The 22,596-nt window shown below is 39.3% G+C and carries 26 protein-coding genes; 21 read left to right on the forward strand and 5 right to left on the reverse strand.

The annotated features are described in order from the left end of the window. Positions 1-50 precede the first annotated feature (50 nt). The 7 genes from NBG71_RS15245 to NBG71_RS15275 all read left to right on the forward strand — a co-directional run bounded on the left by NBG71_RS15245 (position 51) and on the right by NBG71_RS15275 (position 5,128). The gene (locus tag NBG71_RS15245) at positions 51-890 is read left to right on the forward strand and encodes an ABC transporter substrate-binding protein (protein WP_250916981.1); all 840 of its coding nucleotides are present in this window, start codon (positions 51-53) and stop codon (positions 888-890) included. 106 nt (positions 891-996) lie between these two features. Continuing rightward, positions 997-1,734: an amino acid ABC transporter permease gene (locus tag NBG71_RS15250; RefSeq protein WP_075671252.1), complete on the forward strand. Its 738-nt coding sequence runs from the start codon at positions 997-999 to the stop codon at positions 1,732-1,734. 1 nt (position 1,735) lies between these two features. Beyond that, on the forward strand, positions 1,736-2,488 hold the full coding sequence (locus NBG71_RS15255; protein ID WP_250916982.1) for an amino acid ABC transporter permease: 753 nt from the start codon (positions 1,736-1,738) through the stop codon (positions 2,486-2,488). A gap of 230 nt (positions 2,489-2,718) precedes the next feature. After that, complete coding sequence (yefM, locus tag NBG71_RS15260) at positions 2,719-2,970, forward strand: YoeB-YefM toxin-antitoxin system antitoxin YefM (protein ID WP_072068851.1); 252 nt, start codon at positions 2,719-2,721, stop codon at positions 2,968-2,970. Next, the gene (locus NBG71_RS15265; protein WP_075671248.1) at positions 2,967-3,221 is read left to right on the forward strand and encodes a Txe/YoeB family addiction module toxin; all 255 of its coding nucleotides are present in this window, start codon (positions 2,967-2,969) and stop codon (positions 3,219-3,221) included. The genes yefM and NBG71_RS15265 overlap by 4 nt, the downstream gene beginning before the upstream one ends. 156 nt (positions 3,222-3,377) lie before the next feature. Continuing rightward, positions 3,378-4,736 (forward strand): NCS2 family permease, encoded by a 1,359-nt coding sequence (locus NBG71_RS15270; RefSeq protein ID WP_075671246.1) that lies wholly within the window; start codon positions 3,378-3,380, stop codon positions 4,734-4,736. 80 nt (positions 4,737-4,816) lie between these two features. After that, positions 4,817-5,128 (forward strand): monooxygenase, encoded by a 312-nt coding sequence (locus NBG71_RS15275; RefSeq protein ID WP_098941657.1) that lies wholly within the window; start codon positions 4,817-4,819, stop codon positions 5,126-5,128. A gap of 49 nt (positions 5,129-5,177) precedes the next feature. Here the strand turns inward: NBG71_RS15275 and NBG71_RS15280 are convergent, their stop codons facing one another. Together NBG71_RS15280 and NBG71_RS15285 are read right to left on the reverse strand one after the other, a co-directional pair. Next, the gene (locus tag NBG71_RS15280) at positions 5,178-5,726 is read right to left on the reverse strand and encodes a GNAT family N-acetyltransferase (RefSeq protein WP_109419323.1); all 549 of its coding nucleotides are present in this window, start codon (positions 5,724-5,726) and stop codon (positions 5,178-5,180) included. 2 nt (positions 5,727-5,728) lie between these two features. Beyond that, a complete protein-coding gene (locus NBG71_RS15285) occupies positions 5,729-7,201 on the reverse strand; it encodes a glycosyltransferase family 39 protein (RefSeq protein ID WP_075671240.1) in 1,473 nt (490 codons plus the stop codon). A 188-nt stretch (positions 7,202-7,389) separates the two neighbouring features. Here NBG71_RS15285 and yihI point away from each other — a divergent pair, with 188 nt between their 5' ends. The 7 genes from yihI to NBG71_RS15320 all read left to right on the forward strand — a co-directional run bounded on the left by yihI (position 7,390) and on the right by NBG71_RS15320 (position 14,098). Then, positions 7,390-7,887 carry a Der GTPase-activating protein YihI gene (yihI, locus tag NBG71_RS15290; protein ID WP_075671238.1) on the forward strand — a complete coding sequence of 166 codons (498 nt, stop codon included), beginning with the start codon at positions 7,390-7,392 and terminating at the stop codon, positions 7,885-7,887. Between the two features lie 225 nt (positions 7,888-8,112). Continuing rightward, on the forward strand, positions 8,113-9,558 hold the full coding sequence (locus tag NBG71_RS15295; RefSeq protein WP_250916983.1) for a DUF4026 domain-containing protein: 1,446 nt from the start codon (positions 8,113-8,115) through the stop codon (positions 9,556-9,558). A 396-nt stretch (positions 9,559-9,954) separates the two neighbouring features. Beyond that, the gene (gene feoA / locus NBG71_RS15300) at positions 9,955-10,191 is read left to right on the forward strand and encodes a ferrous iron transporter A (protein ID WP_036914344.1); all 237 of its coding nucleotides are present in this window, start codon (positions 9,955-9,957) and stop codon (positions 10,189-10,191) included. 48 nt (positions 10,192-10,239) lie between these two features. Further along, the gene (gene feoB, locus NBG71_RS15305) at positions 10,240-12,567 is read left to right on the forward strand and encodes a Fe(2+) transporter permease subunit FeoB (RefSeq protein ID WP_250916984.1); all 2,328 of its coding nucleotides are present in this window, start codon (positions 10,240-10,242) and stop codon (positions 12,565-12,567) included. Positions 12,568-12,586: 19 nt separating this feature from the next. Next, positions 12,587-12,817 (forward strand): FeoC-like transcriptional regulator, encoded by a 231-nt coding sequence (locus NBG71_RS15310; RefSeq protein WP_075671232.1) that lies wholly within the window; start codon positions 12,587-12,589, stop codon positions 12,815-12,817. A gap of 185 nt (positions 12,818-13,002) precedes the next feature. Further along, positions 13,003-13,461: an OsmC family protein gene (locus NBG71_RS15315; protein ID WP_250916985.1), complete on the forward strand. Its 459-nt coding sequence runs from the start codon at positions 13,003-13,005 to the stop codon at positions 13,459-13,461. A 190-nt stretch (positions 13,462-13,651) separates the two neighbouring features. Continuing rightward, positions 13,652-14,098, forward strand: a complete 447-nt coding sequence (locus NBG71_RS15320; protein ID WP_075671228.1) for an OsmC family protein — start codon at positions 13,652-13,654, stop codon at positions 14,096-14,098. Between the two features lie 59 nt (positions 14,099-14,157). Here the strand turns inward: NBG71_RS15320 and bioH are convergent, their stop codons facing one another. Beyond that, positions 14,158-14,931 (reverse strand): pimeloyl-ACP methyl ester esterase BioH, encoded by a 774-nt coding sequence (gene bioH, locus NBG71_RS15325; RefSeq protein WP_099659209.1) that lies wholly within the window; start codon positions 14,929-14,931, stop codon positions 14,158-14,160. 37 nt (positions 14,932-14,968) lie between these two features. On the opposite strand from bioH, the gene gntX reads away from it, so the two are divergent. The 6 genes from gntX to glpD all read left to right on the forward strand — a co-directional run bounded on the left by gntX (position 14,969) and on the right by glpD (position 20,266). Then, positions 14,969-15,661, forward strand: coding sequence for a DNA utilization protein GntX (gene gntX, locus NBG71_RS15330; RefSeq protein ID WP_075671224.1), 693 nt, complete (start codon positions 14,969-14,971; stop codon positions 15,659-15,661). A 60-nt stretch (positions 15,662-15,721) separates the two neighbouring features. Then, on the forward strand, positions 15,722-16,300 hold the full coding sequence (gene nfuA, locus NBG71_RS15335; RefSeq protein ID WP_075671222.1) for a Fe-S biogenesis protein NfuA: 579 nt from the start codon (positions 15,722-15,724) through the stop codon (positions 16,298-16,300). Positions 16,301-16,479: 179 nt separating this feature from the next. Further along, positions 16,480-16,806: a thiosulfate sulfurtransferase GlpE gene (gene glpE, locus NBG71_RS15340; protein ID WP_075671220.1), complete on the forward strand. Its 327-nt coding sequence runs from the start codon at positions 16,480-16,482 to the stop codon at positions 16,804-16,806. Positions 16,807-16,825: 19 nt separating this feature from the next. Beyond that, on the forward strand, positions 16,826-17,665 hold the full coding sequence (glpG, locus tag NBG71_RS15345; protein ID WP_075671218.1) for a rhomboid family intramembrane serine protease GlpG: 840 nt from the start codon (positions 16,826-16,828) through the stop codon (positions 17,663-17,665). 38 nt (positions 17,666-17,703) lie between these two features. Continuing rightward, entirely contained in the window at positions 17,704-18,462 is a 759-nt protein-coding gene (locus NBG71_RS15350; protein ID WP_006534541.1) for a DeoR/GlpR family transcriptional regulator, read from the forward strand. Positions 18,463-18,772: 310 nt separating this feature from the next. Next, entirely contained in the window at positions 18,773-20,266 is a 1,494-nt protein-coding gene (gene glpD / locus NBG71_RS15355) for a glycerol-3-phosphate dehydrogenase (protein ID WP_075671216.1), read from the forward strand. Between the two features lie 117 nt (positions 20,267-20,383). On the opposite strand, the gene NBG71_RS15360 is transcribed toward glpD, so the two are convergent. Further along, on the reverse strand, positions 20,384-20,743 hold the full coding sequence (locus NBG71_RS15360) for a DUF488 domain-containing protein (RefSeq protein ID WP_250916986.1): 360 nt from the start codon (positions 20,741-20,743) through the stop codon (positions 20,384-20,386). A 278-nt stretch (positions 20,744-21,021) separates the two neighbouring features. Between NBG71_RS15360 and metF the strand changes: the two genes are divergently transcribed. Continuing rightward, complete coding sequence (metF, locus tag NBG71_RS15365) at positions 21,022-21,921, forward strand: methylenetetrahydrofolate reductase (RefSeq protein WP_250916987.1); 900 nt, start codon at positions 21,022-21,024, stop codon at positions 21,919-21,921. A gap of 50 nt (positions 21,922-21,971) precedes the next feature. On the opposite strand, the gene NBG71_RS15370 is transcribed toward metF, so the two are convergent. After that, on the reverse strand, positions 21,972-22,562 hold the full coding sequence (locus NBG71_RS15370; protein ID WP_159242132.1) for a DUF4291 domain-containing protein: 591 nt from the start codon (positions 22,560-22,562) through the stop codon (positions 21,972-21,974). Positions 22,563-22,596 lie beyond the last annotated feature (34 nt).

Genomic DNA, 22,596 nt, shown 5'->3' on the forward strand with positions numbered 1-22,596 from the left:
TAGCGTGATATCCAACATAACGATGATAATTCTTTTCTTTGGGGTGAATAATGAAATTACGTGTCTTGGCAACAGCATTAATTGCAGGCTCTGTGCTTTTCTCTGGTATTGCAAAAGCAGATAAACTTGATGATATAAAAAAAGCAGGTGTAGTACGTATCGCGATTTTTGACAGTAATCCTCCGTTTGGGTTTATTGATCCTCAAACCAAAAAACTTGCAGGTTATGATGCAGATATCGCCAATGAGATCGCCAAAGATCTAGGTGTAAAACTGGAACTGCGTCCAACAAACCCAGCAAACCGTATTCCACTTTTAAGCTCTAAAAAAGTCGATTTAATCGCGGCGAACTTCACCATTACCGATGAACGCGCTAAGCAAGTTGATTTCTCTGTTCCTTACTTTGCAACCGGACAAAAATTTATTGCACGTAAAGGGGTTTTAACTAATCCAGAACAAATCCACTCACTGCGTATTGGTGCAGATAAAGGTACTGTTCAAGAAATCACATTACGTGAACGCTATCCTGACACCAAAGTTATCTCTTATGACGATACACCACTGGCTTTCGCTGCATTACGTAACGGTAACGTACAAGCTATCACACAAGACGATGCGAAATTAGTCGGTTTATTAGCAAATCTTCCTGATGCCATTAAAGCCGATTTTGAAGTGTCATCATTTAGTATCACCCGTGAATACCAAGCAGTTGCAGCTGCTAAAGGTGAAGAGCGTTTAATTAACGAAATCAATAACACTCTATTAAGATTAGAAAAAGAAGGTAAGGCAGACGAGAGCTACAATCGTTGGTTTGGTCCTGAAACAAAATCGGCTCAACCTCGTGGTGATTTTAAATTTGCCCCACTATCAGAGCAAACACCACAATCTTGATCGTTAAAGCGTAATAACTTTCTTCTTTCATCAAAAAAAAGTTATTCCTTTATTAAAACACCTACCCCGCCTTTGCGGGGTTTGGTGTCTACAATAGGCCTATTATATGTTTGAGCAATTTCTTTCACATTACCTTCTTGAGCCACACTATTTAAGTTGGCTCTGGAATGGTTTTCTAATCACCTTGCTTATCTCTTTTTGGACTATTGTCATTGCAACATTAATGAGCTTTGCCCTTAGTGCTGCAAGAGATAGTGCTTTTACACCATTACGCTGGTTAGCCACGGCTTATACTTCGCTGTTTCGTAACACTCCGCTGTTAGTACAGTTATTCTTTTGGTATTTCGCATCAGGCGAAATTCTGCCACAAAGCGCCATGATATGGTTAAACACGCCTCATGAGATTGCATTTTTAGGTGTAACCCTTTCTTGGCCTTCTTTTGAGTTTTTAGCGGGCATTGTGGGTCTGACATTTTACTCAACGCCATTTATTGCCGAAGAGCTAAGAGCCGGTATTCAAGGTGTTAAACAAGGGCAAAAATATGCCTCTTTAGCATTAGGTCTAACGCAATGGCAATCTATGCGTTATGTGATTTTACCCCAAGCTTTTCGTATTGCTCTGCCCCCATTATTGGGTCAATACATGAATGTAATAAAAAACTCATCACTGACTATGGCTATAGGTGTTGCGGAGCTTTCTTACGCATCAAGACAAGTCGAAACAGAGTCTTTACGCACCTTTGAAGCCTTTGGGGTTGCAACGATTCTCTATATTGCAGCAATCGCATTGATGGAAGCTTGGGGACAATGGCATCAGCAACGTAAACTAGCACAAGGGTATTAATATGGACTTTACTGTTATTGCTGATAACTGGCAGTACTTACTCTTTGGTGCTTATCCTGACGGGCCTTTAGAAGGTGCAGCACTGACCATCTTTATCAGTATCATTGCTGGTATTGCATCAATTATTTTGGGTACATTAGGTGGCATTGCTTTGGCTATGCTTAGGGGCGTCTGGGTTAACCTTTTTGCGGCTTTTTTAGGTTTTTTCCGTGCAATTCCCATCATTATGTTGATATTTTGGGTCTATTTTTTATTGCCTGTTATATTAGGGATGGAAATACCTGAAATCACCACGGTAATTTGTGCGTTAGCTTTAATTACATCGTCTTATATTGCGCATGGCGTTAAAGCCGGTATTTTGGCGATTGGAAAAGGGCAATGGCAAGCAGGGTTATCGCTAGGTTTTAATCGCTGGCAAGTGTTGTGGTATATCGTATTACCACAAGCATTACGCATGATGGTACCTTCGTTTATTAATCAGTGGATAGCCTTAATTAAAGATACTTCACTAGCTTATGTAGTGGGTGTGGGTGAGCTTTCTTTCTTAGCGACCCAAGTTAATAACCGCAGTATGGTTTATCCAATGGAAGTTTTTCTATTCGTTGCTTTTATCTATTTTATTCTCTGTTTTTCATTGGAAATTATTGCCAATAGAGTGGCTAAATTATTCTCAACACAAAAAGAGAAACGCCCTTTTTGGCAAATGGTGTTGCCGATAAAAAAGAGACAATTTGTTGAGAAGAGTTTAGGTTAATGCAAAGAAGGCTAAAAATATTTGGCCTTCTTTAAATAATAGAAAAAAGTAAAATTACCAATATAATTAGTGTGTTGGCTTTAATTATTATTTGCTAGACAAAACTAAATACCTATCATCATGCCTTACTAAATAATCTCCACACACACCCATCAAGTACTTACTTCTGTACTTAAATACTAAATCGTGTATAATTCGACCAAAGTAGATATAACTCTCTGGATAACAAGATGAAAACGATAAATTATACAGAAGCAAGACAAAACTTAACTTCAATTATGAATGAAACAATTGATGATAGAGTACCCATCATGATCACAAGGCAAAAGGGTATTCCATGTGTTCTTTTATCTCTTGATGAATACCAAGCACTAGAAGAAACTGCCTATCTGTTACGATCTCCAGCGAATGCGCGCCATTTGCTCGATTCTATTGATGAACTGAACCAAGGTAAAGGTATAGAAAAGGATATAACGGAATGAAATTAATTTTTTCTGAGCAATCATGGAGTGATTATCTTTATTGGCAACAAATAGACAAGAAAATAATTAAACGCATTAACGAACTCATAAAAGATATTAAAAGAACACCGTTTAGCGGAATAGGTAAACCAGAGCCCTTGAAACATAATTTAGCAGGTTTTTGGTCAAGACGGATCACTGATGAACATCGCCTTATCTACCGTATTACTGATTCCGCTATAGAAATTGCATCATGTCGATACCACTATTAGCCTCCTTACATTTATCCAGTTTAACTCTTAAAGGATCTCAAAGTATTTTTAAGCTTTAGATTTTCCTTCTACGCAATCGATTACTTTTTTAGGTGCAGTTATTGTTTTATTTGTGTAGGATAAAGCGAAAAACATTTTTTTTGGGATCTTTTGTCTATGAGCATGTCATCACCAAATTCTGGATCACAGGGTTTGCTCCAACGCCTGTTTAAGCTACAAGAACACGGCACAAACGCTCGCACCGAACTGATTGCGGGTATCACGACTTTCTTAACGATGGTTTATATTATCTTCGTTAACCCTCAAATTCTTGCTGCTGCCAATATGGATATCAAAGCCGTCTTCGTGACGACCTGCTTAATTGCAGCTTTCGGCAGTATTTTAATGGGATTAGTAGCAAATTTACCTATTGCTGTTGCGCCTGCGATGGGCTTAAACGCATTCTTTGCCTTCGTAGTCGTTGGTGCTATGGGTTACTCATGGGAAGTCGCTATGGGGGCGATTTTTTGGGGTGCAGTAGGGCTATTTTTGCTGACTCTCTTTCGTATTCGCTACTGGATAATTGCCCATATTCCACTGAGTTTACGTGTTGGTATTACTAGCGGTATCGGTCTTTTTATCGCCATGATGGGCTTAAAAAACTCCGGTATTATTATTCCTAACAACGATACCATCGTTACTATCGGTAATTTTGCTTCTCATAACGTATTATTAGGTGCATTAGGCTTTTTTATTATCGCTATTCTTGCTGCTCGTAATATTCATGCCGCAATTCTTATCTCAATTGTTATCACCACTGTAATTGGTCTTCTTTTAGGTGATGTTCAATATCAAGGTATCTTCGCTGTTCCTCCTTCTATCACAACCGTTGTTGGTAAAGTTGATATTATGGGCGCCTTAGATATCGGTCTTTCTGGCGTGATCTTTGCTTTTATGTTGGTTAACCTATTTGACTCTTCAGGCACATTAATTGGTGTCACTGATAAAGCAGGTTTAACTGATGACAAAGGCAAGTTTCCACGAATGAAACAAGCGTTATATGTCGATAGCTTAAGTTCTGTTGCAGGCTCTGCAATGGGTACATCGTCTGTAACTGCCTTTATCGAAAGTACTTCCGGGGTTTCTGTTGGTGGTCGTACAGGTTTAACTGCCGTTGTTGTGGGTATTCTTTTCTTACTCGCTATCTTCTTGTCACCACTAGCAGGTATGGTGCCAAGCTATGCAACGGCAGGGGCACTGATTTATGTGGGTGTATTAATGACATCCAGCCTTACACGCGTGAAGTGGGATGATTTAACAGAATCCGTTCCTGCTTTTATCACCGCGGTCATGATGCCATTTAGCTTTTCCATCACAGAAGGTATCGCACTAGGCTTTATTGCTTACTGTGTTATGAAAGTGGGTACTTTCCGCTGGAAAGAAATTAATCTCTGTGTTGTGATTGTTTCACTGCTATTTATTTTAAAAATATTACTCATTGATACTCATGTGATTGATTTGAATTCTTTATTCTAATATTCAATAAATTAAGATCATCATGATACAGACAAAACGGCACCAATAACGTGCCGTTTTTTATAAGAAAAGAGGTGATTATGCACGTACTTTTACAAGTAGATTTCCCTTATCATGGTCCTTTCGGTGATGAAATGACACAAGCTATGGATGCATTATCTGCATCAATCAATCAAGAGCCTGGCTTTATTTGGAAAATTTGGACTGAAAATAAAGAAACCCAAAAAGCAGGTGGGATTTATCTTTTTGATTCAAAAGAAAATGCTCAAGCTTATTTAGAAAAACACAGCGCTCGGTTAAAATCGTTTGGTATTCCAGAAGTACGTGGTGATATTTTTGCAGTAAACCAAGCTTTAAGCTTAAAAAATCAAGCCTGTTTTTTGGCTAAGTAGCTAAAAGCACAAGTGTTATATGCCACTTGTGCCTTTCTATTTTCTGCAATTACTCTGCTTTTGTGGGCAACAGCAAACCAAAAACAATAGAATCAGAAACTTCATCACCGACTATCCAGCGCTGTTTTAAATACCCTTCTTGCTCAAAACCTAATTTCGCTAACAACGCAGCAGATGCTTTATTATCAGGGTGGATATCCGCTTCTAAACGACGAACAGATAGATGTGTTTGAAGATACGTGATAAACGCAACCATCGCTTCTTTCATAACACCTTTGCCTTGATAAGCTGTATCAAGGCAATATCCAATTTCACCACGTCGTGAATTTGGGTAATGATTAAAGAAAACACACATGCCCATCAGTGCATTTGTTGCTTTATCTATCACCGCTAAGCGCAGATACTCTTTTCTTTCCATATGCGTGATATCTTGAATAATATCTTCTTGCGCTTCTCGCAGTGACTGCCAAGGAAGATGGCTCCAATAACGCGTCACTTCAGCTGAACTCATGATCTTAAACCAATCTTCAGCATCCCCCATTTCAAAAGGACGCAATCTTAATCTTTCTGTTTCAACCTGAATATCAGCATAACGCATCTCTACTTTTCCTTATGTGTTTTTGGGGCCACAAAAGCAATACAAACAGGCTCAGCAATAGCATCGGGTTCAGCACGAAACATGATCTCTTGAGTATCGGCTATTTTTAAACTCGGCCAGTGCTTTAAGCCTTCATCAAAATGGGCTTTTTCACAGTAATAGCCAACTTTACCCACCAATACGACACCTTTTTCCTCTAATTGTTGGAGCGTAATATGTCGATTATAAATATTCGGAGGCTGCACATTTTCTTCTAATATCCAAGGCTGTGAAGATAGAGGCCTATCTTTACCATAAAAAGTGACCCATTCATGCATATATTCCCCCCCAACATACGCTAACGGTGTGTGATAATGCTGATGCCAAGCTTGTTCAACATTTTGCACAAAGGTTTTTATACCGATAAATTTTTGACCTGCATTACGCACATTAGCGGCTTGAACAACGGTATAACCAGAAACAACTAACATACCAAAAACACCTAAACCATACAGCGCACCACGCAATGAACGTTTGGGCATGACACTAATTGAGCCCACAAAAAGTGCAGTCGCAATTGACATAAAAGGTTGCAACCACTCAGTGATACGCCCCCCTTCATGAAAACTAAACCAAATAAAAATAATCGTTAATGGAAACAGAAAAATAAAATTGAGTAATTGGCTATCTTTAGAAGCAGACCAACTTACACGTCCACCATAAAAACGTAAAATCCCCCACATTAAAATCACAGGGTAAAAAACAGTCAGTGCAGCACGCGTCGTACGCAAATTAAAACGGCTCTCTATTTGAGAATCGACCCATTTAAACGCCGCAAAATCGGTTTGCCATAACCAAATAAAGTTGGGAATAACAAAAGCAAACCAAATAGCCAATGCTAAATAGAAATAAGGTGAACAATAACTTGCTCGAACTTTAGGTACAAAAAGGCTTGATAAAAATACAGAACCAATAAAAGCTAATGATGAATATTTCCCCATTGTGGCAATACCCATCGTAATCGCAAAACCAATCCAATATTTTTGATTATCATTAATAGCACAAAGGAAAAAATAGAACGCCCATGCCCAACAACCAACTAGAATATAGTTATCGTTATAAGGGATAATATCAAAGTTGATAACACCAGATAAATTAAGCGCCAACATAGCAAACCAAGCTAAGTTAGTATTTTGCGTCAATTTATAAGCTAAGTTCCAAACCCCTAATAATCCAATAGCAATGATAATAAAGTGGATAAAATACCAATAAAAGCTAAAATCGATACCGCCGTAAATAGCAGGTGTCATTATAAAGCCAACAAACCAAGGATTTTTAGGGGAACCCCACCCTCCGTTAGTGCCCCAATTGACAGCCTCTACGGCATCATAAGGCACAGTAGGGTCAAAGAGATAACTCACTAAGATCCAAAGTGCTGCATAACCAATAACCCACCAATATACTGGTTTACGTAATTGTGTAGATGATAATGTCATAATAAATAGAAATTTAAGTTGATTAATTTAGTTTGGTCATTAATTGACGTCTCAACACAGTAAAGTATAGTGAAACGAACCGCACATTGTACGTGAGCAAAAATTAAATTGTCTTAAATTTGCGCTTTTATTGAAAATTTGTTTCTGATAGATTGCGCAACCAAGAAGATCACTATCGAGTTACCATTATGAATATGATTAAAAGAAAGCCCGCAGCTAAAGCACGTAAAAAATCACGTGAAGAGCTGAACGCGGAAGGACGTGAACGTAAACGTCAAAAGAAACACCGTGGCAATCCTGCCGGTAACCGTCAGCAGGAAGCGGAAAATAAACAGCAAGCTCAAAATACAGCACCGAAAGATCCACGTATTGGTAGCAAAAAACCGATCCCTCTGATTGTGGGCGATGCACCAAAAGTCGTGAAGAAAAAACCTGCGCCAGTTAAAGCTGAGCCAGTTCGTTTAACGCCTGAACAAGAATTAGACCTGTTAGAAAACGACACACGTTTAGATGAATTACTGTCTCGTCTTGAAAACGGTGAAAAACTCAATGCAGAAGAACAGGCTTATACTGAGAAAACCCTTGATCGTATTGACGAATTAATGGTTGAGCTAGGTATTGAGTTTGAAGATGATGACGATGAAGAAAAAACTGAAGACATCATGCAATTACTGAAAGGTAAATAATCAAAAGGCTAATCATTCGCCTTAATTACCTTACATCTAACGGATATCAATAACTTATTGATATCCGTTATTTTTTATAAGACACTCGCTTTTTTATTTTTCATTAATCCTCACTATTAACAATAGATCAATTAACTACCCCAAGCTCAGATAACTCCATCTATTCCTCTCTTGTTATCCCTGATATTCTATTTTTCTATCTTTAATATACGAGTGATAAAAAATATGGATAACAGACAGCAGTACTTAGATATCGCAGCCGGGCAAGGAGAAAAAGTGCCCTCTCGTATAGTGGCTTTCCCTGCACAGCCACTAAACTATGCGCTTATTGAACAACGCCTAGAAGAGCAAACCGATTACACTGATGGTGAGATAAATTATCTAAGTGAAAATATTGACGACGGTTTTTTCTATCGCTGCCAACATGGTGATGACGAGTTACATTTTTTCGTCTGTCTTTACCCTCGTGATGAAGATTACGAAATACGTCCAATGTATTCGACTGACGAACTCACACCACAACTACTCGCACATGCAAATGCGACAACTCAAGATTTATTATTAGAAACACTCTTTACTGAAGCCTTGCATCCTTTGGCAAGTTATCGCCATCAACTGAACTTTCTCAATATCATCGCACCTGAAATGGTCTTAGCATTAGATGAATCAGCGGCAGGTAAGGCATTAACGCCTGAGTGGATACGCTTTCAATTAGAGACCCCAGATCTCTATCCCGAAGTAGAAAGCTTATATGTTATTCATGCTGCCTATGACACAGAAAATGAACCACCGACTATGTTCTGGTTCCACACTCATGGATTAGCACGCTGCGGCTTAACCGAAGTCGATTTAGTTATTCCCAGTATGCTTGAGTCTTACTATGGTATTCCTGATCTCTTCCGTTGCTTTGTTAACAACAGTATTAATCATCGTCAAATCGAATTTGGTGAACCGATGCTTTGTGGTCAAACATCATCAGGCTTGGAGTATCTTGTCGCATTACCTTTTGAAGAAGGTATTCGCCATGTTAATCAATCAACACCACTTGAAAACCTTAGACCTTTAGAAGAGATGCGTTATGACACGGAAGGCGCACCAAATGGTATTTTCTTGGGTGATTTAGCTGATCGTGATGAATATCATCAACATCCTTCTTCTATGCTCTTTAGAACCAATGAAGAAAACCCTGTTTTAGAAACCTTCTTTAGAGGTTATGAAGAACAACAAGCGATGATGCTACTGCGCAGTAATGAAGAAACCTACGAGATGTCTGAAAAAGCCAAGCGACGCTGGGAATACTTCGTTTCTATGTTTGATAACTACAATCAACCGCCTGTTGAGAAAAAAAGTGGTTTTCTCTCTAAGTTATTAGGAAAAGACAAACCTGAAGAGACCGAAAACCCTTGGCAGTTTATGATCAAGTTCGGCATTCCTTATGGTGAAGGGGAAGAAAAAGAGCTAGAGCATATGTGGTTTGTACCACAGTCTAGAGATGGAGACACGATTTATGCAAAATTACTCAACGTGCCATTTTATGTTGAGGATATGCAAGAAGGTGAAACCTATCCTATCAACACTACACTAATAACAGATTGGGTCGTTTCATACGAAGCTGATAGCTATACCCCTAACAATATTTACCAACTTTTTAGCCACCAGCAAACCCACTAATTAGCGGGTATTCACCATGACAACGTGAGCTTTTTACTTAAGCTCGCGTTCTTCATATTCTTGAAATCTACTTTTATATTATCATCCGTTAACATTATTAATTGATTGTTATTTTGTTGCTACATGAGCATTTCAACTTTTCACATTCTGTTTTTGTCCAGTAACAGATAAAATAAACAGTCTAATTTCATCTCAATATCTTTTCTCAGATTGATTTAAATCAAGTGCAGATAAGCTCAGACTAGGCTAAATTATACCCAATAAAGATAATTATAATTCTCATTAGCATTAAAAATATTTATTATAATTAATCTGACCATGACGGTATGAACCTCATACGTGTAAATAACTATCAGTATCATTATTTTTTGTATCAATATTCGTGGAAGGACGATTATGTCTCTGATCCCAAATCACAGTTATAAAATCTTGAGCTACTCACCTCAGATTAGCCCGGCATACAGACAGAAACTATTATCTTTAGGTATGTTACCCGGCGCTGTGTTTAACGTTATCCGTATCGCACCACTGGGTGATCCTATTCAAATAGAAACGCACCGAGTATCCCTAATTTTGAGAAAAAAAGATCTCGCACTCATTAACCTTAGCGAAGTGGTTCATAACGAAAAATAATCGTTATTTCTCATTCAACCAGGCAAGACAACTATTGGCATCACTATTATGACTCCTCTCACTATAGGCCTTATCGGCAATCCCAATGCCGGTAAAACAACACTCTTTAATCAGTTAACAGGCTCTCGTCAGCGTGTGGGTAACTGGGCAGGTGTAACGGTCGAACGCAAAGTTGGTCGTTTCACTACTGCAAATCATAAAATTGAGCTCGTCGATTTACCCGGGACTTACTCTTTAACGACAATTTCAGAACAGACATCTCTTGATGAGCAAATTGCCTGCCATTTCATTTTAAGTAATGAAGCAGACATGCTGATTAATGTGGTTGATGCATCAAATCTTGAGCGTAACCTCTATTTGACATTGCAACTGCTTGAGCTTGGCATTCCATGTATTGTGGCATTAAACATGCTCGATATTGCAGAACACCAAGATATGCAAATTGATATCAACGCACTTTCAGAGCAACTGGGTTGCCCTGTTATTCCGATGATTTCAACCAAAGCATCTGGTATTGATAAACTCAAAGAAGCCATTGATACCTTCCCTGCTGAAAAGAAAAAACCACAAGAATTACTGACTTCTTATCCACTATGGTTATTAAATGAAGTCGAGACACTTGCTGAAAAAATTAATCATGATGAGTTTAATTTACAGCAACGTCGTTGGATGGCATTACAGTGTTTAGAAGGGGATATCTATACCCATCAACGCGCTCAAATCACCAGTGAAGATATCAAAGCCATTCGTCAACGAATTCAAGATGAACATAATAATGAACCAGAATTAGTCATTGCTGATGCCCGTTATCAAAATATTGAGCGCATCTGTCATGCTGTGATTAATATGGAATCCATTAAGCCCAATATCCTGACACAAAATATCGATAAAGTGATATTAAACCGTTGGTTAGGCGTGCCTATCTTCCTATTTGTCATGTATTTAATGTTCGTACTCGCAATTAATATCGGTGGTGCATTACAACCTGCTTTTGAAGGTGGCTCTGAAGCTATCTTTATTCATGGTATTCAATGGATTGGTGCAACTTTTAACTTCCCTGAATGGCTGACAATTTTCCTTGCTCAAGGTGTCGGTGGTGGTATCAATACGGTTCTTCCATTAGTGCCACAAATCGGGATGATGTATCTCTTTTTATCTATCCTTGAAGACTCGGGTTATATGGCTCGCGCTGCGTTTGTTATGGATAGATTGATGCAGGCTCTGGGGTTACCGGGTAAATCATTCGTACCACTGATTGTCGGTTTTGGTTGTAACGTACCTTCTATTATGGGTGCGCGTACTCTTGATGCACCAAGAGAACGATTAATCACGGTATTAATGGCACCGTTTATGTCTTGTGGTGCTCGTTTAGCTATCTTTGCGGTATTTGCGGCAGCTTTCTTTGGTAAAAATGGTGCGAGTATTGTTTTCTCACTTTATCTTCTCGGTATTGTGGTTGCTATCCTCACAGGCTTACTACTAAAACACACCATTATGCGCGGTGAAGCGTCACCTTTCGTGATGGAACTGCCTGTTTATCACGTTCCTCACCTAAAAACGTTACTCATGCAAACATGGCAACGTCTAAAAGGTTTCGTTGTACGTGCAGGTAAAGTCATCATTATTGCGAGTATGTTTATTGGTGCGCTAAATAGCTTTACCTTCTCTGGTAAACCAGCGGATAACATCAATGATTCTGCATTAGCGTCTGTCAGTAAAGTGATCACACCACTACTGCAACCTATTGGTGTTCACAATGATAACTGGCAAGCAACGGTTGGTTTAGTTACTGGGGCGATGGCAAAAGAAGTGGTTGTGGGAACATTAAATACCCTCTATACCGCAGAAAGCATTGTTAATGAGCCATTTGACCCTGAAGAATTCGACCTATGGGGAGAAATTGGTGATGCCTTTGGTGAAACATGGGATAGCTTAAAAGAGACCTTCACTTTAGCTGCACTTTCTAACCCAATTGAAGCTAGTAAAGGTGATGGTGAAATGGATACTGGCACAATGGGAACCATGGGTGCTAAATTTGGCTCAGGCACTGCTGCTTATAGCTACTTAATCTTTGTTTTACTGTATGTACCTTGTGTTTCAGTAATGGGTGCTATTGCTCGTGAAACCAGTCGTGGCTGGATGACCTTCTCTATTCTTTGGGGATTAAATATTGCTTACTCACTGGCTGCGCTGTTCTATCAAGTCGCAACCTTTAGCGAGCATCCACAAAGCAGTACAATCACCATTGCTGCGGTTGTGATATTTAACTTAATTCTATTTATCTTGTTGCGTAATGCTCGTAATCGTCTAACAATTAACTTAAGCAATAAGCCATCATTGGCTAAACAATGTTGTTCAAAAGGTAGCTGTCACTAAGTGACAAAGGAAAAGTAAGATGGCCAGTTTGATAGAAGTACGTGATTGTATCGCCCTTAATGGTCGAGCCGATGCCCGTCTTATCAGCCATCAACTCAATATGCCTGAACCGTTGGTGCAAGCAATGTTAGAGCGGCTCACATTAATGGGTAAGCTTCAAGAAGTCGATGTCGAGGATTGTCTTACGGGTAGCTGTAAAAGTTGCCCAGAAGCCACCGCCTGCCAGACAAAGCTTTATCAAATAGCCTAACAAATTGATAAATACCATCATGAAAATCCCTTACTTTGTGTAGGGGATTTTTTTATCTAATGCACAAGGTGAATCATTTTCATCTTCCTATTTAATGATTTACTTTCCTAACTATCACGGCATAATCCATTAACTATAGACGTAAAGACGTCTATTTAATTTCACTTTATAAGAATATAAAAATTATGCCAATAACTGAATTTTCATCAACGATCACCACAGGCGAGCAAGGCAGATTACAAATGCAATGCGCGTCGCGCCAATTTCAATTTTTACTTGATGAACCTGTATCACTGGGAGGTAAAGACAGTGCAATGAACCCTGTGGAAGCACTATTAGGTACACTAGGTGCTTGTAAAGGTATCGTGGCAAAAAGCTTTGCACGTATGCACCAAATTAATCTTAAAAATATTCGTATTGAAGTCAGAGGCGAATTAGATACCGATGGTTTTACCGGAAAAAATAAAGAAGCCAAAATTGGTTTTAGCAAAATTACGACCGAGTTCTTTATTGAAGCAGATAATAGTGAGGAAGAGATCGCTGCATTTATCGCTTTTATTGAACGCACTTGCCCTGTTGCAGACACAATAAAAAATGCACCGATCCTAGAAACGTCATTTCATCTCGAAAACATAATCGCATAATCATGTCGTTATTGCTGCCCTTAATAAAAGGGCGGCATTGTTACAGCTGACATAAAATAAGAATTAACTTTATCGAAAAATGTGCTCTAAACTCGCTATTTTTAGGCTATAACCTACGCTTAATTGGCATGATAAGTAATATCACTTATTGGATGATAAAAATAACATTCCCTTTTTAAAGGATAATATTATGCCAATTATTGAGTTTTCATCTGTTATCACTAATGACGCATCTTCTCCCTTACAAATGCAATGTGCTTCACGACAATTTACGTTAATTATTGATGAGCCTGTTGCTTATGGGGGGGAAGACAGTGGTGTTAATCCAATTGAAGCGTTACTCGCCTCAATTGGCGCCTGTAAAGGAATCGTTGCTAAGAGTTTTGCACGGCTTCACCGTATTAACCTTAAAAATATCCGTATTGAGATGAAAGGTGAGATCGATCCTGATGGATATATGGGAAAGAATAAGCGTGTAAAAATCGGTTTAAGTCGTATTTCAACACATTATTTTATTCAAGCTGATAATACAAAAGAGGAAATACAGACATTTATTAATTTTATTGAACACACTTGTCCACTTTCAGATACCATCAAAAATGCCCCGATCTTTCATACTTTTGTTGAAATTGAATAAATAATATCTGCATAAAGAAATCTGCCCTTAATTTAAATAAAGGCAGATCTTTAAGATAATCACGAACGAATATTACAAGCCTCAATTAGCGCTTGAGTAAATTCATCTGGATGTGAAATAAAAGGCGCATGAGCCGCATTACGGAAAATAACAGAAGGTGAATGTGGATAAATAGCATCTAATAACCCAGCCACTTTCCGAGGAACTAAACCATCTAAATAGCCGTAAAAACGAATAAAAGGGCAATTCAACGTTTTTAACTCTTCTCGTAAATCCTCAGTACGCAAAATTTCTAGTCCACCATTAAGTACTTCGACAGAAGGCAGTGGTTGCTCTAATACTACTGACTTTAATGCCTTCATATCTTCACGCGCACTTTGCGTACCCAATGTTTGTAGTGCTAAAAAACGTTCAACTGTACGATGAAAATTCTCGTTTAACTGCTGCTCAAACCCTTTTAACACTTCAGGTTTGATACCCGGCCAATCCTCATGAGCACCAAAACAAGGTGAAGAAGCCACTGTAATCAGCGCTTGCACATTATTGGGATTATCTAAAACAACACGGCTAGCGACTAATCCACCTAAAGACCATCCTAACCAAATGGCATTATCAGGAGCTTTAGCAAAAACAATGTCAGCCATCTCTTTTAATGTGAGAACAGGAAAACCTTGGCTACGACCATATCCTGGGAGATCAACAAGATGCAGTGTAAAGTGCGAGCTTAGTCGCGGTATTAATGATTGCCAGACCTCTGCATTCAATCCCCACCCGTGTAATAGCACAAGATGCGTTTTTCCTTCACCCATTGTCTGCCAATACAATTTATTCATTGTTATGCTCTCTTCTCTTAGTACAGGGATTTTCATTATGTGGATAACAATAGCAGGATATTGTTGGTTATGTCGCCAACCCTTACATTATGATACTAAAGGTATTTGTTCGAGTTGTATTCGACATTTACCTAAACAGCATAACCGCTGCCCATGCTGTTTATATCCCTCATCTCACTCTATGATGCTTTGTGGACACTGCTTGCAATCGCCTCCATTATGGAAACACATGTTGACAGTCACGGACTATCAACCGCCATTAAATAAATTATTACACCTTTATAAATACCAACCTCGCCCTCAAATAGCTTTATGTCTTGCACGACTTTTTCTATTGCGATGGCTTTCACATCGGCGAGAAAATTTGGTGCAAAAACCTGACAGAATTATTAGCGTTCCTTCGCATCATCATCGCCGTTGGTCTAGAGGCTTTGAGCAAGTAGAAGCTATCGCTAAGCCTTTGGCAAGGTGGCTAAATTGTGCTTATCAACCGGATACCCTGATAAGAACTCGTGCTACACTGGTGCAAACGCATCTTAATGCCAAACAAAGGCAACAAAATTTAAAGAATGCATTTGTATTAAATAACACAGTGTCGGTATCAGGGAAAAATCTGGCACTAATTGATGATGTTATCACTACAGGCGCGACATTAAAGAGCATTGTACCCTTGTTATTTCGTGCGGGAGCACGCTCTGTTGAGGTATGGGCGATTTGCCGAACCTTGTAGTTAACCGCCAATTGGGCGTATGATAACCAACCAGAACAGTCAACTATTGAGCAAGACGATATGATTATTATTACTGATGCCGCACAGGCGCATTTTGCCAAACTACTGGCTAACCAAGAACCCAACACCCAAATTCGTGTATTCGTTATCAATCCAGGTACACCTAATGCTGAATGTGGCGTTTCATACTGCCCACCTGATGCCGTAGAGCCAAACGATACTGAAATTAAGTTCGAAAAACTTTCTGCGTATGTTGATGACATCAGCGCTCCTTTCTTAGAAGATGCGGAGATTGACTTTGTCACTGACCAACTGGGCTCACAATTAACGCTGAAAGCACCTAACGCAAAAATGCGTAAAGTCGATGCTGATGCACCGTTAATTGAACGCGTTGAATACGTACTGCAATCACAAATTAATCCACAATTAGCCGGTCATGGTGGTCGCGTTAGTCTGATGGAAATCACTGAAGATGGTTATGCTATCTTACAATTTGGTGGTGGCTGTAACGGTTGTTCCATGATTGATGTCACATTAAAAGATGGTATCGAAAAAGAGCTGTTAAACCAGTTCCCAGGTGAATTGAAAGGTGTGAAAGATTTAACTGAACACCAACGCGGCGAACACTCCTACTACTGATCTCTCTGTATCACATCCCCTATGATACTCACCTACACTGATATCATGGGGGATTTGTTTATTAAAATAATGATTTACAAAGTGTAACGTCATCTTTACTCATTTGACGTTATGATAAATGTATCGTTCTCTCGCTCAGAACAAATAAATCAATTAACAATATAATAAATAAGACAATTATGGATAAGTTTCAGTTTCTCAGCATTGAACAAGCCTATCAATTCTGGGCATCTCAATCAGCAATCTTAGTTGATGTTAGAGATCCTCAGAGTTACCGCATTGGTCATGCTACCGGCGCATTTCATCTCACCAATGATACGCTAAACCAATTTTTACAAGATGCTGACTTTGATGTTCCTGTGATGGTGATGTGTTATCACGGTCATAGCAGCCAAGGCGCAGCTCAATATCTGGTCAATATGGGCTTTGAAACCGTTTATAGTATCAATGGGGGTTTTGAAGCATGGCTAAGAGAGTTTCCACAAGCGATAACTTCTCTGCAATAACTACAGATGAGTTTTGTTAATGATCCACATTATTACGCTTTCTAACCCTCAAGCTGCTGATTTGTTTGTCAATTATATGACAACAAAAGGTGTGCGAATTCACGCAAAAAATGAAAATCAACAGATCTCACTTTGGTTAGAAGACCAACATCAGTTGGATATGGTTGAAAAAGAACTAAATACTTTTTTACGTGAGCCTTTTCACCCACGTTACCAAGCAGCAAGTTGGCAAACCGGTGATCCGAAAAACACGGGTATAAAATATCGTCCTGCCTTTTCGATAAAAAATATGGTGCAACGCTCAGGCCCATTAACGGTGCTGGTGGTCATTTTATGTGTCCTTATTTTTATTTGGCAACAAGTCGTAGGCGATTATAACGTTATGCTCCATCTGGCGTGGCCTTATAAAGAGAGCCTGAACTTTGAAGTTTGGCGCTACATCACTCCTGCGTTTGTTCACTTCTCACTCATGCACATTGCCTTTAACCTTGCGATGTGGTGGTATCTCGCAAGTCAAACAGAGCAACGATTAGGTACGGGTAAATTATTTGTCATCATGCTCGTTTCTGCGCTCTTTAGTAATTGGGCACAATCACTATTCACAGACTCTAATTTTGGTGGGCTTTCTGGTGTTGTTTACGCATTAATTGGTTATGTAGGCTTAACAGGAATACGTAATCCAGAAAAAGGTATTGGTGCTCCAACAGGCTTAATCGGCTTTTCGATTTTGTGGATTGTTGCGGGTTACATGGGCGTTTTAGGTGACTCTATCGGAAATACTGCACATTTTGCAGGCTTCCTTATCGGCTTATTGATGGCTTTGTGGGATAATCGACATCAATTATCTCGTAGATCATAATAAAATTAACATGATATTTTTAACATTAGGGGATACCTGTGAAGCAAACGCAACGACATGATGCCATCATTGAACTGGTACGCCTACAAGGCTATGTCAGCACTGAAGAATTGGTGGAGCATTTTGAAGTCAGCCCACAGACAATCCGACGTGATTTAAACGAATTAGCGGAAAAGAACAAAATCCAACGTCATCACGGTGGTGCTGCATTACCTTCAAGCTCAGTGAATACGGCTTATCATGATCGTAAAATCATGTGGTCTGATGAAAAATCACGTATAGCACAACGAGTCGCAAGCTTAATTCCTGATGGTGCAACACTGTTCATTGATATCGGTACAACACCTGAAGCCGTTGCGCATGCTTTAATTAACCACAAAAACCTACGTATCGTGACCAACAATCTCAATGTGGCAACGTTACTGATGGGCAAAGAAGACTTTCGCTTAATTCTTGCAGGTGGTGAAGTGCGTACACGAGATGGTGGCATCGTCGGTGAAGCCACACTTGATTTTATCTCTCAATTCCGTCTTGACTACGGTATTTTAGGGATAAGTGGCATCGATATGGATGGTTCTCTACTTGAGTTTGATTACCATGAAGTTCGAACTAAACGCGCAATTATCGAAAACTCACGCTGTGTAATGTTGGTGACTGACCATTCTAAGTTTGGTCGTAATGCAATGGTGAATTTAGGCAATATGAATTTGATCGACTACTTATTTACCGATCAAGAACCACCAGCAGGGATCCAAAAAATTGTTGAGCAACACAACGTTCAACTCGAATTATGTTAACTGAATAAATTCCTCAAAAAGTACCTTCTTAGGTACTTTTTTTTCGCCTATTTTCTACTAAAATTAAGTTAACTCACTCTATTTGCTCTCTTTTCTGATATACCGACTCTCTTTTTTTATTAACACATTAACAATGTTGTTTATTTTTAATAAACCCACAAAACATGTGGATATGATAATAAATTGTTATCCATATCACGCGGTTATGTTTTTTATCAGTTATATAGTTGGCATTTTCATCAAACTTCATTACAATTATGAGCGAAAACGAACATTAAAGAATTGTTTCGCGCATTCGTAGGAGGATGTTATGAAAACTCAAGACTTGATTGTCATCGGCGGCGGAATAAACGGCGCTGGAATTGCGGCGGATGCAGCTGGCCGAGGCCTTTCAGTACTTATGCTGGAAGCTCAAGACTTAGCAAGTGCGACATCTTCCGCGAGCTCTAAACTTATTCATGGTGGCTTACGTTATCTAGAACATTATGAGTTTCGCTTAGTTAGCGAAGCACTGGCGGAGCGTGAAGTATTATTACGCTTAGCACCACATATCGCATTTCCAATGCGCTTTCGCCTGCCACATCAGCCACACTTACGCCCAGCTTGGATGATCCGTATTGGTCTATTCCTTTATGATCATTTAGGAAAACGTGTCAGCCTACCAAGCAGTAAAGGCATTAAATTCGGTGCAAACTCTGTTTTAAAACCAGAATTAACACGCGGTTTTGAATACTCAGACTGCTGGGTTGATGATGCACGTTTAGTGGTGCTCAACGCACAAGAGATCGTCCGTCGTGGTGGTGAAGTGCGCACTCGCACAAAAGTAACCCGTGCTTGGCGTGAAAATAATTTATGGATGGTAGAAGCACAAGATTTACGTACTGGTGAAACATCTCTCTACCAAGCGAAAGCCTTAGTAAACGCAGCAGGCCCTTGGGTTAAAACCTTGTTTGATGAAGGCTTAAAACTGAAATCACCTTATGGCATCCGCTTAATTAAAGGTAGCCATATTGTTATTCCTCGCGCTCATAACGAACCACAAGCTTATATTTTACAAAACGAAGATAACCGTATTGTTTTCGTTATTCCTTGGATGGATGAGTTCTCTATCATCGGTACTACGGATGTTGAATACAACGGTGATCCTAAAGATGTCGCTATTGATGACAACGAAATTCAGTATTTACTGAAAGTCTATAACGATCACTTTAAGAAGCAGTTAACGAAAGAAGATGTGGTTTGGGATTACTCTGGCGTGCGTCCATTATGTGACGATGAATCAGATTCACCACAAGCGATTACCCGTGACTACACCTTAGATGTACATGATGATAATGGTCAAACACCACTGTTATCTGTATTTGGTGGTAAATTAACGACTTATCGTAAATTAGGTGAGCACGCTGTTGATAAACTTGTTGCTTACTTCCCTAACATGGGTAAACCGTGGACTAAAAATGGTCAATTACCAGGTGGTAATTTAGAAGGTTGTGATCGTGATGGTTATTCACGTTTAATCCGTCAACGTCACCCTTGGTTACCAGAAGCACTGGCACTGCGTTTTGCTCGCACTTACGGTAGCAACACTGAATTACTGCTTGAAGGTATTACTGATTTAGCAGGTATGGGTGAAAACTTCGGTCATAATCTGTATGAAGCAGAATTACGTTATTTAGTGAAACATGAGTGGGTTATCGAAGTTGATGATGCTATTTGGCGTCGTACCAAACTCGGCATGTGGCTAAATGACGAACAAAAACAACGTATTAGTCAATGGTTAGTGGCAAATACACACACTGCATAAGAGTAGTAAAAATATTCTCTGACTCTGTTCGATGTTTTTATTAGCAATTTTTGTGGCGCCTAATACCGCGCCACTTTTTTTTGCTTTTTTTTACCAAAACGCTCAAATTATTCATGATTAACAGTGTGCTAACTGTTTTTCTAGAAAAACTTTTAACACGGTTGCATTATTTTGTTGCTTATCTTTACCTGAATAAAGTAATACTAGCGGTTGCTCTTTTGCTATTACAAGAAGAGGTCGCCAATGCTCAGGTGTAGCCATTAATTCTTGCGTATAACGTTGCGTGAATTCAGTAAAATCTCCCCCTCCGCCATGAAACCATTTTCGTAATTCAGTCGAAGGCGCGACACCTTTATTCCATTCATCATAATGAAAGTCTGTTTTTTTCACGCCCCTTGGCCATAGCCTATCGACTAACACACGATAACCTTCATGCTCACCGTTTTTATCATCATAAACACGTTTACAAGTGATCATTTCGCCCCTCATCAATACGTTAGTTAGCTTTATTGTAGAAGAAAAATGAGAGAATTGGCCTCTCAATACACTCATTTTCATCATAGAGCCCTTTTCAACATGAAGTTTTCTCTCATTTCTATTGAATTATCCTCATCAAAAACAGGGTGAATAGTTGTTGACTAAATAACCGAATTAAGAGAATCTACATCTAGACGTCTAAATGGTTAGATGGGTAAATAAGTAGTGATACTTAAATAAGAATAACAACACAGTGACATGATTGATGAGGTACAGGTATGAGCTTTTATCACGCAAGCCAACATGAAGCATTAAATCAAAATCTTGCCGAACTTGATGGTCAGATCCAAGTTTCCTTTGAGTTTTTCCCGCCTCGTACCGAAGAGATGGAAAATACTCTTTGGCAATCTCTTGCGCGCTTAAATACCTTAAAACCGAGTTTTGTTTCTGTGACTTATGGTGCAAACTCAGGCGAGCGAGATAGAACGCACTCGATTATTAAAGGAATTAAAGAGCGCACAGGATTAGAAGCCGCACCGCATTTAACTTGCGTTGATGCTAGCCATGAAGAGCTACAACATATCGCGCAAGATTATTGGCAAAGTGGCATCCGCCATATTGTTGCCTTACGAGGCGATTTGCCAGATAACACTCAAAAACCCGATATGTACGCTACAGATTTAGTTCACTTACTCAAAGGTGTAGGTGATTTTGATATCTCTGTTGCGGCTTATCCTGAAGTGCATCCTGAAGCCAAAAGTGCACAAGCCGATTTAATTAACTTAAAAAGAAAAGTAGATGCGGGAGCAAATCGCGCGATCACGCAATTTTTCTTTGATGTCGAAAGCTATTTACGTTTTCGTGATCGCTGTGTTTCAACGGGTATTGATGTTGAGATTGTGCCGGGAATTTTACCGGTCACGAATTTTAAACAACTAAAACGCTTTGCAGGTTTAACCAATGTAAAAATTCCGGGTTGGATGCATAAAATGTTTGATGGGTTAGATAACGATCCTGAAACCCGTAGTCTGGTAGGTGCTTCAATTGCTATTGATATGGTGAAGATTTTAAGCCGTGAAGGAGTCAAAGACTTCCATTTTTATACACTTAATCGTTCAGAATTAACCTATGCTATTTGCCATACGTTAGGTGTTCGTCCTGAACTTGTGCAAGCCTGATCCAATCTTACAATTACCCCGCCAATTAAGCGGGGTGACATCTTGATGAATTACTCACCAAAGTGATACGGTTTTTCTATCGGTAATAGGCTGTATGCGGTGTCGAGATCACCATTAGCAATACAAGCATCAATTTTACGTACCTTATCGGTAATATCCGTAATATTCACAATCCACTCTTTGCAATATTTTTCAACTGCTTGATCTCGCAAACCAATTTGGATGGTACGATAACTGAGTCGATTCAAATAAATATCACGTTCAGGATCCCACTGAATGCGGATATTACTGGTTTCTGACGCTTCTTTCCAAGCTTCAGCAGTAGTATAGCGGTCTGGATCAAAATGACTCACAACACCTTGTGTCAGCATCTCTTGAAAGCCTTCATGCGTAATATCAACCGCAAGAATAGAAGCTTGATTAGCGTCTTTACGTCCCCAACCAGAACGGTACATCATCCAAAGAAAGGAAGGTTTTACCCAAGTCATACGGGTCATACTAAAAGGGGGCGAAACAAATGTTCCGTTTGCGACTGCGCTCTGAGCAATAGTATTTGAATAGGCTTGATAAACACGAACAAAATCATTCGTATAATATGCCCTTACTTCACACTCAGGACATCGGTCAACATCATCGTTCATCTTTCTTTAATATCCTTTTATATTAATAAAATGG

Origin of the sequence: Proteus sp. FZP2095 (genome assembly GCF_023701425.1) — a bacterium.
Taxonomy (GTDB): domain Bacteria; phylum Pseudomonadota; class Gammaproteobacteria; order Enterobacterales; family Enterobacteriaceae; genus Proteus; species Proteus cibarius.

Bases quoted from the DNA above. Each gene is read 5' to 3' on its own strand.
- NBG71_RS15245 (WP_250916981.1), top strand. From the start codon at position 51: ATGAAATTACGTGTCTTGGCAACAGCATTAATTGCAGGCTCTGTGCTT.
- NBG71_RS15250 (WP_075671252.1), top strand. From the start codon at position 997: ATGTTTGAGCAATTTCTTTCACATTACCTTCTTGAGCCACACTATTTA.
- NBG71_RS15255 (WP_250916982.1), top strand. From the start codon at position 1,736: ATGGACTTTACTGTTATTGCTGATAACTGGCAGTACTTACTCTTTGGT.
- yefM (WP_072068851.1), top strand. From the start codon at position 2,719: ATGAAAACGATAAATTATACAGAAGCAAGACAAAACTTAACTTCAATT.
- NBG71_RS15265 (WP_075671248.1), top strand. From the start codon at position 2,967: ATGAAATTAATTTTTTCTGAGCAATCATGGAGTGATTATCTTTATTGG.
- NBG71_RS15270 (WP_075671246.1), top strand. From the start codon at position 3,378: ATGAGCATGTCATCACCAAATTCTGGATCACAGGGTTTGCTCCAACGC.
- NBG71_RS15275 (WP_098941657.1), top strand. From the start codon at position 4,817: ATGCACGTACTTTTACAAGTAGATTTCCCTTATCATGGTCCTTTCGGT.
- NBG71_RS15280 (WP_109419323.1), bottom strand. From the start codon at position 5,726: ATGCGTTATGCTGATATTCAGGTTGAAACAGAAAGATTAAGATTGCGT.
- NBG71_RS15285 (WP_075671240.1), bottom strand. From the start codon at position 7,201: ATGACATTATCATCTACACAATTACGTAAACCAGTATATTGGTGGGTT.
- yihI (WP_075671238.1), top strand. From the start codon at position 7,390: ATGAATATGATTAAAAGAAAGCCCGCAGCTAAAGCACGTAAAAAATCA.
- NBG71_RS15295 (WP_250916983.1), top strand. From the start codon at position 8,113: ATGGATAACAGACAGCAGTACTTAGATATCGCAGCCGGGCAAGGAGAA.
- feoA (WP_036914344.1), top strand. From the start codon at position 9,955: ATGTCTCTGATCCCAAATCACAGTTATAAAATCTTGAGCTACTCACCT.
- feoB (WP_250916984.1), top strand. From the start codon at position 10,240: ATGACTCCTCTCACTATAGGCCTTATCGGCAATCCCAATGCCGGTAAA.
- NBG71_RS15310 (WP_075671232.1), top strand. From the start codon at position 12,587: ATGGCCAGTTTGATAGAAGTACGTGATTGTATCGCCCTTAATGGTCGA.
- NBG71_RS15315 (WP_250916985.1), top strand. From the start codon at position 13,003: ATGCCAATAACTGAATTTTCATCAACGATCACCACAGGCGAGCAAGGC.
- NBG71_RS15320 (WP_075671228.1), top strand. From the start codon at position 13,652: ATGCCAATTATTGAGTTTTCATCTGTTATCACTAATGACGCATCTTCT.
- bioH (WP_099659209.1), bottom strand. From the start codon at position 14,931: ATGAATAAATTGTATTGGCAGACAATGGGTGAAGGAAAAACGCATCTT.
- gntX (WP_075671224.1), top strand. From the start codon at position 14,969: ATGTGGATAACAATAGCAGGATATTGTTGGTTATGTCGCCAACCCTTA.
- nfuA (WP_075671222.1), top strand. From the start codon at position 15,722: ATGATTATTATTACTGATGCCGCACAGGCGCATTTTGCCAAACTACTG.
- glpE (WP_075671220.1), top strand. From the start codon at position 16,480: ATGGATAAGTTTCAGTTTCTCAGCATTGAACAAGCCTATCAATTCTGG.
- glpG (WP_075671218.1), top strand. From the start codon at position 16,826: ATGATCCACATTATTACGCTTTCTAACCCTCAAGCTGCTGATTTGTTT.
- glpD (WP_075671216.1), top strand. From the start codon at position 18,773: ATGAAAACTCAAGACTTGATTGTCATCGGCGGCGGAATAAACGGCGCT.
- NBG71_RS15360 (WP_250916986.1), bottom strand. From the start codon at position 20,743: ATGATCACTTGTAAACGTGTTTATGATGATAAAAACGGTGAGCATGAA.
- metF (WP_250916987.1), top strand. From the start codon at position 21,022: ATGAGCTTTTATCACGCAAGCCAACATGAAGCATTAAATCAAAATCTT.
- NBG71_RS15370 (WP_159242132.1), bottom strand. From the start codon at position 22,562: ATGAACGATGATGTTGACCGATGTCCTGAGTGTGAAGTAAGGGCATAT.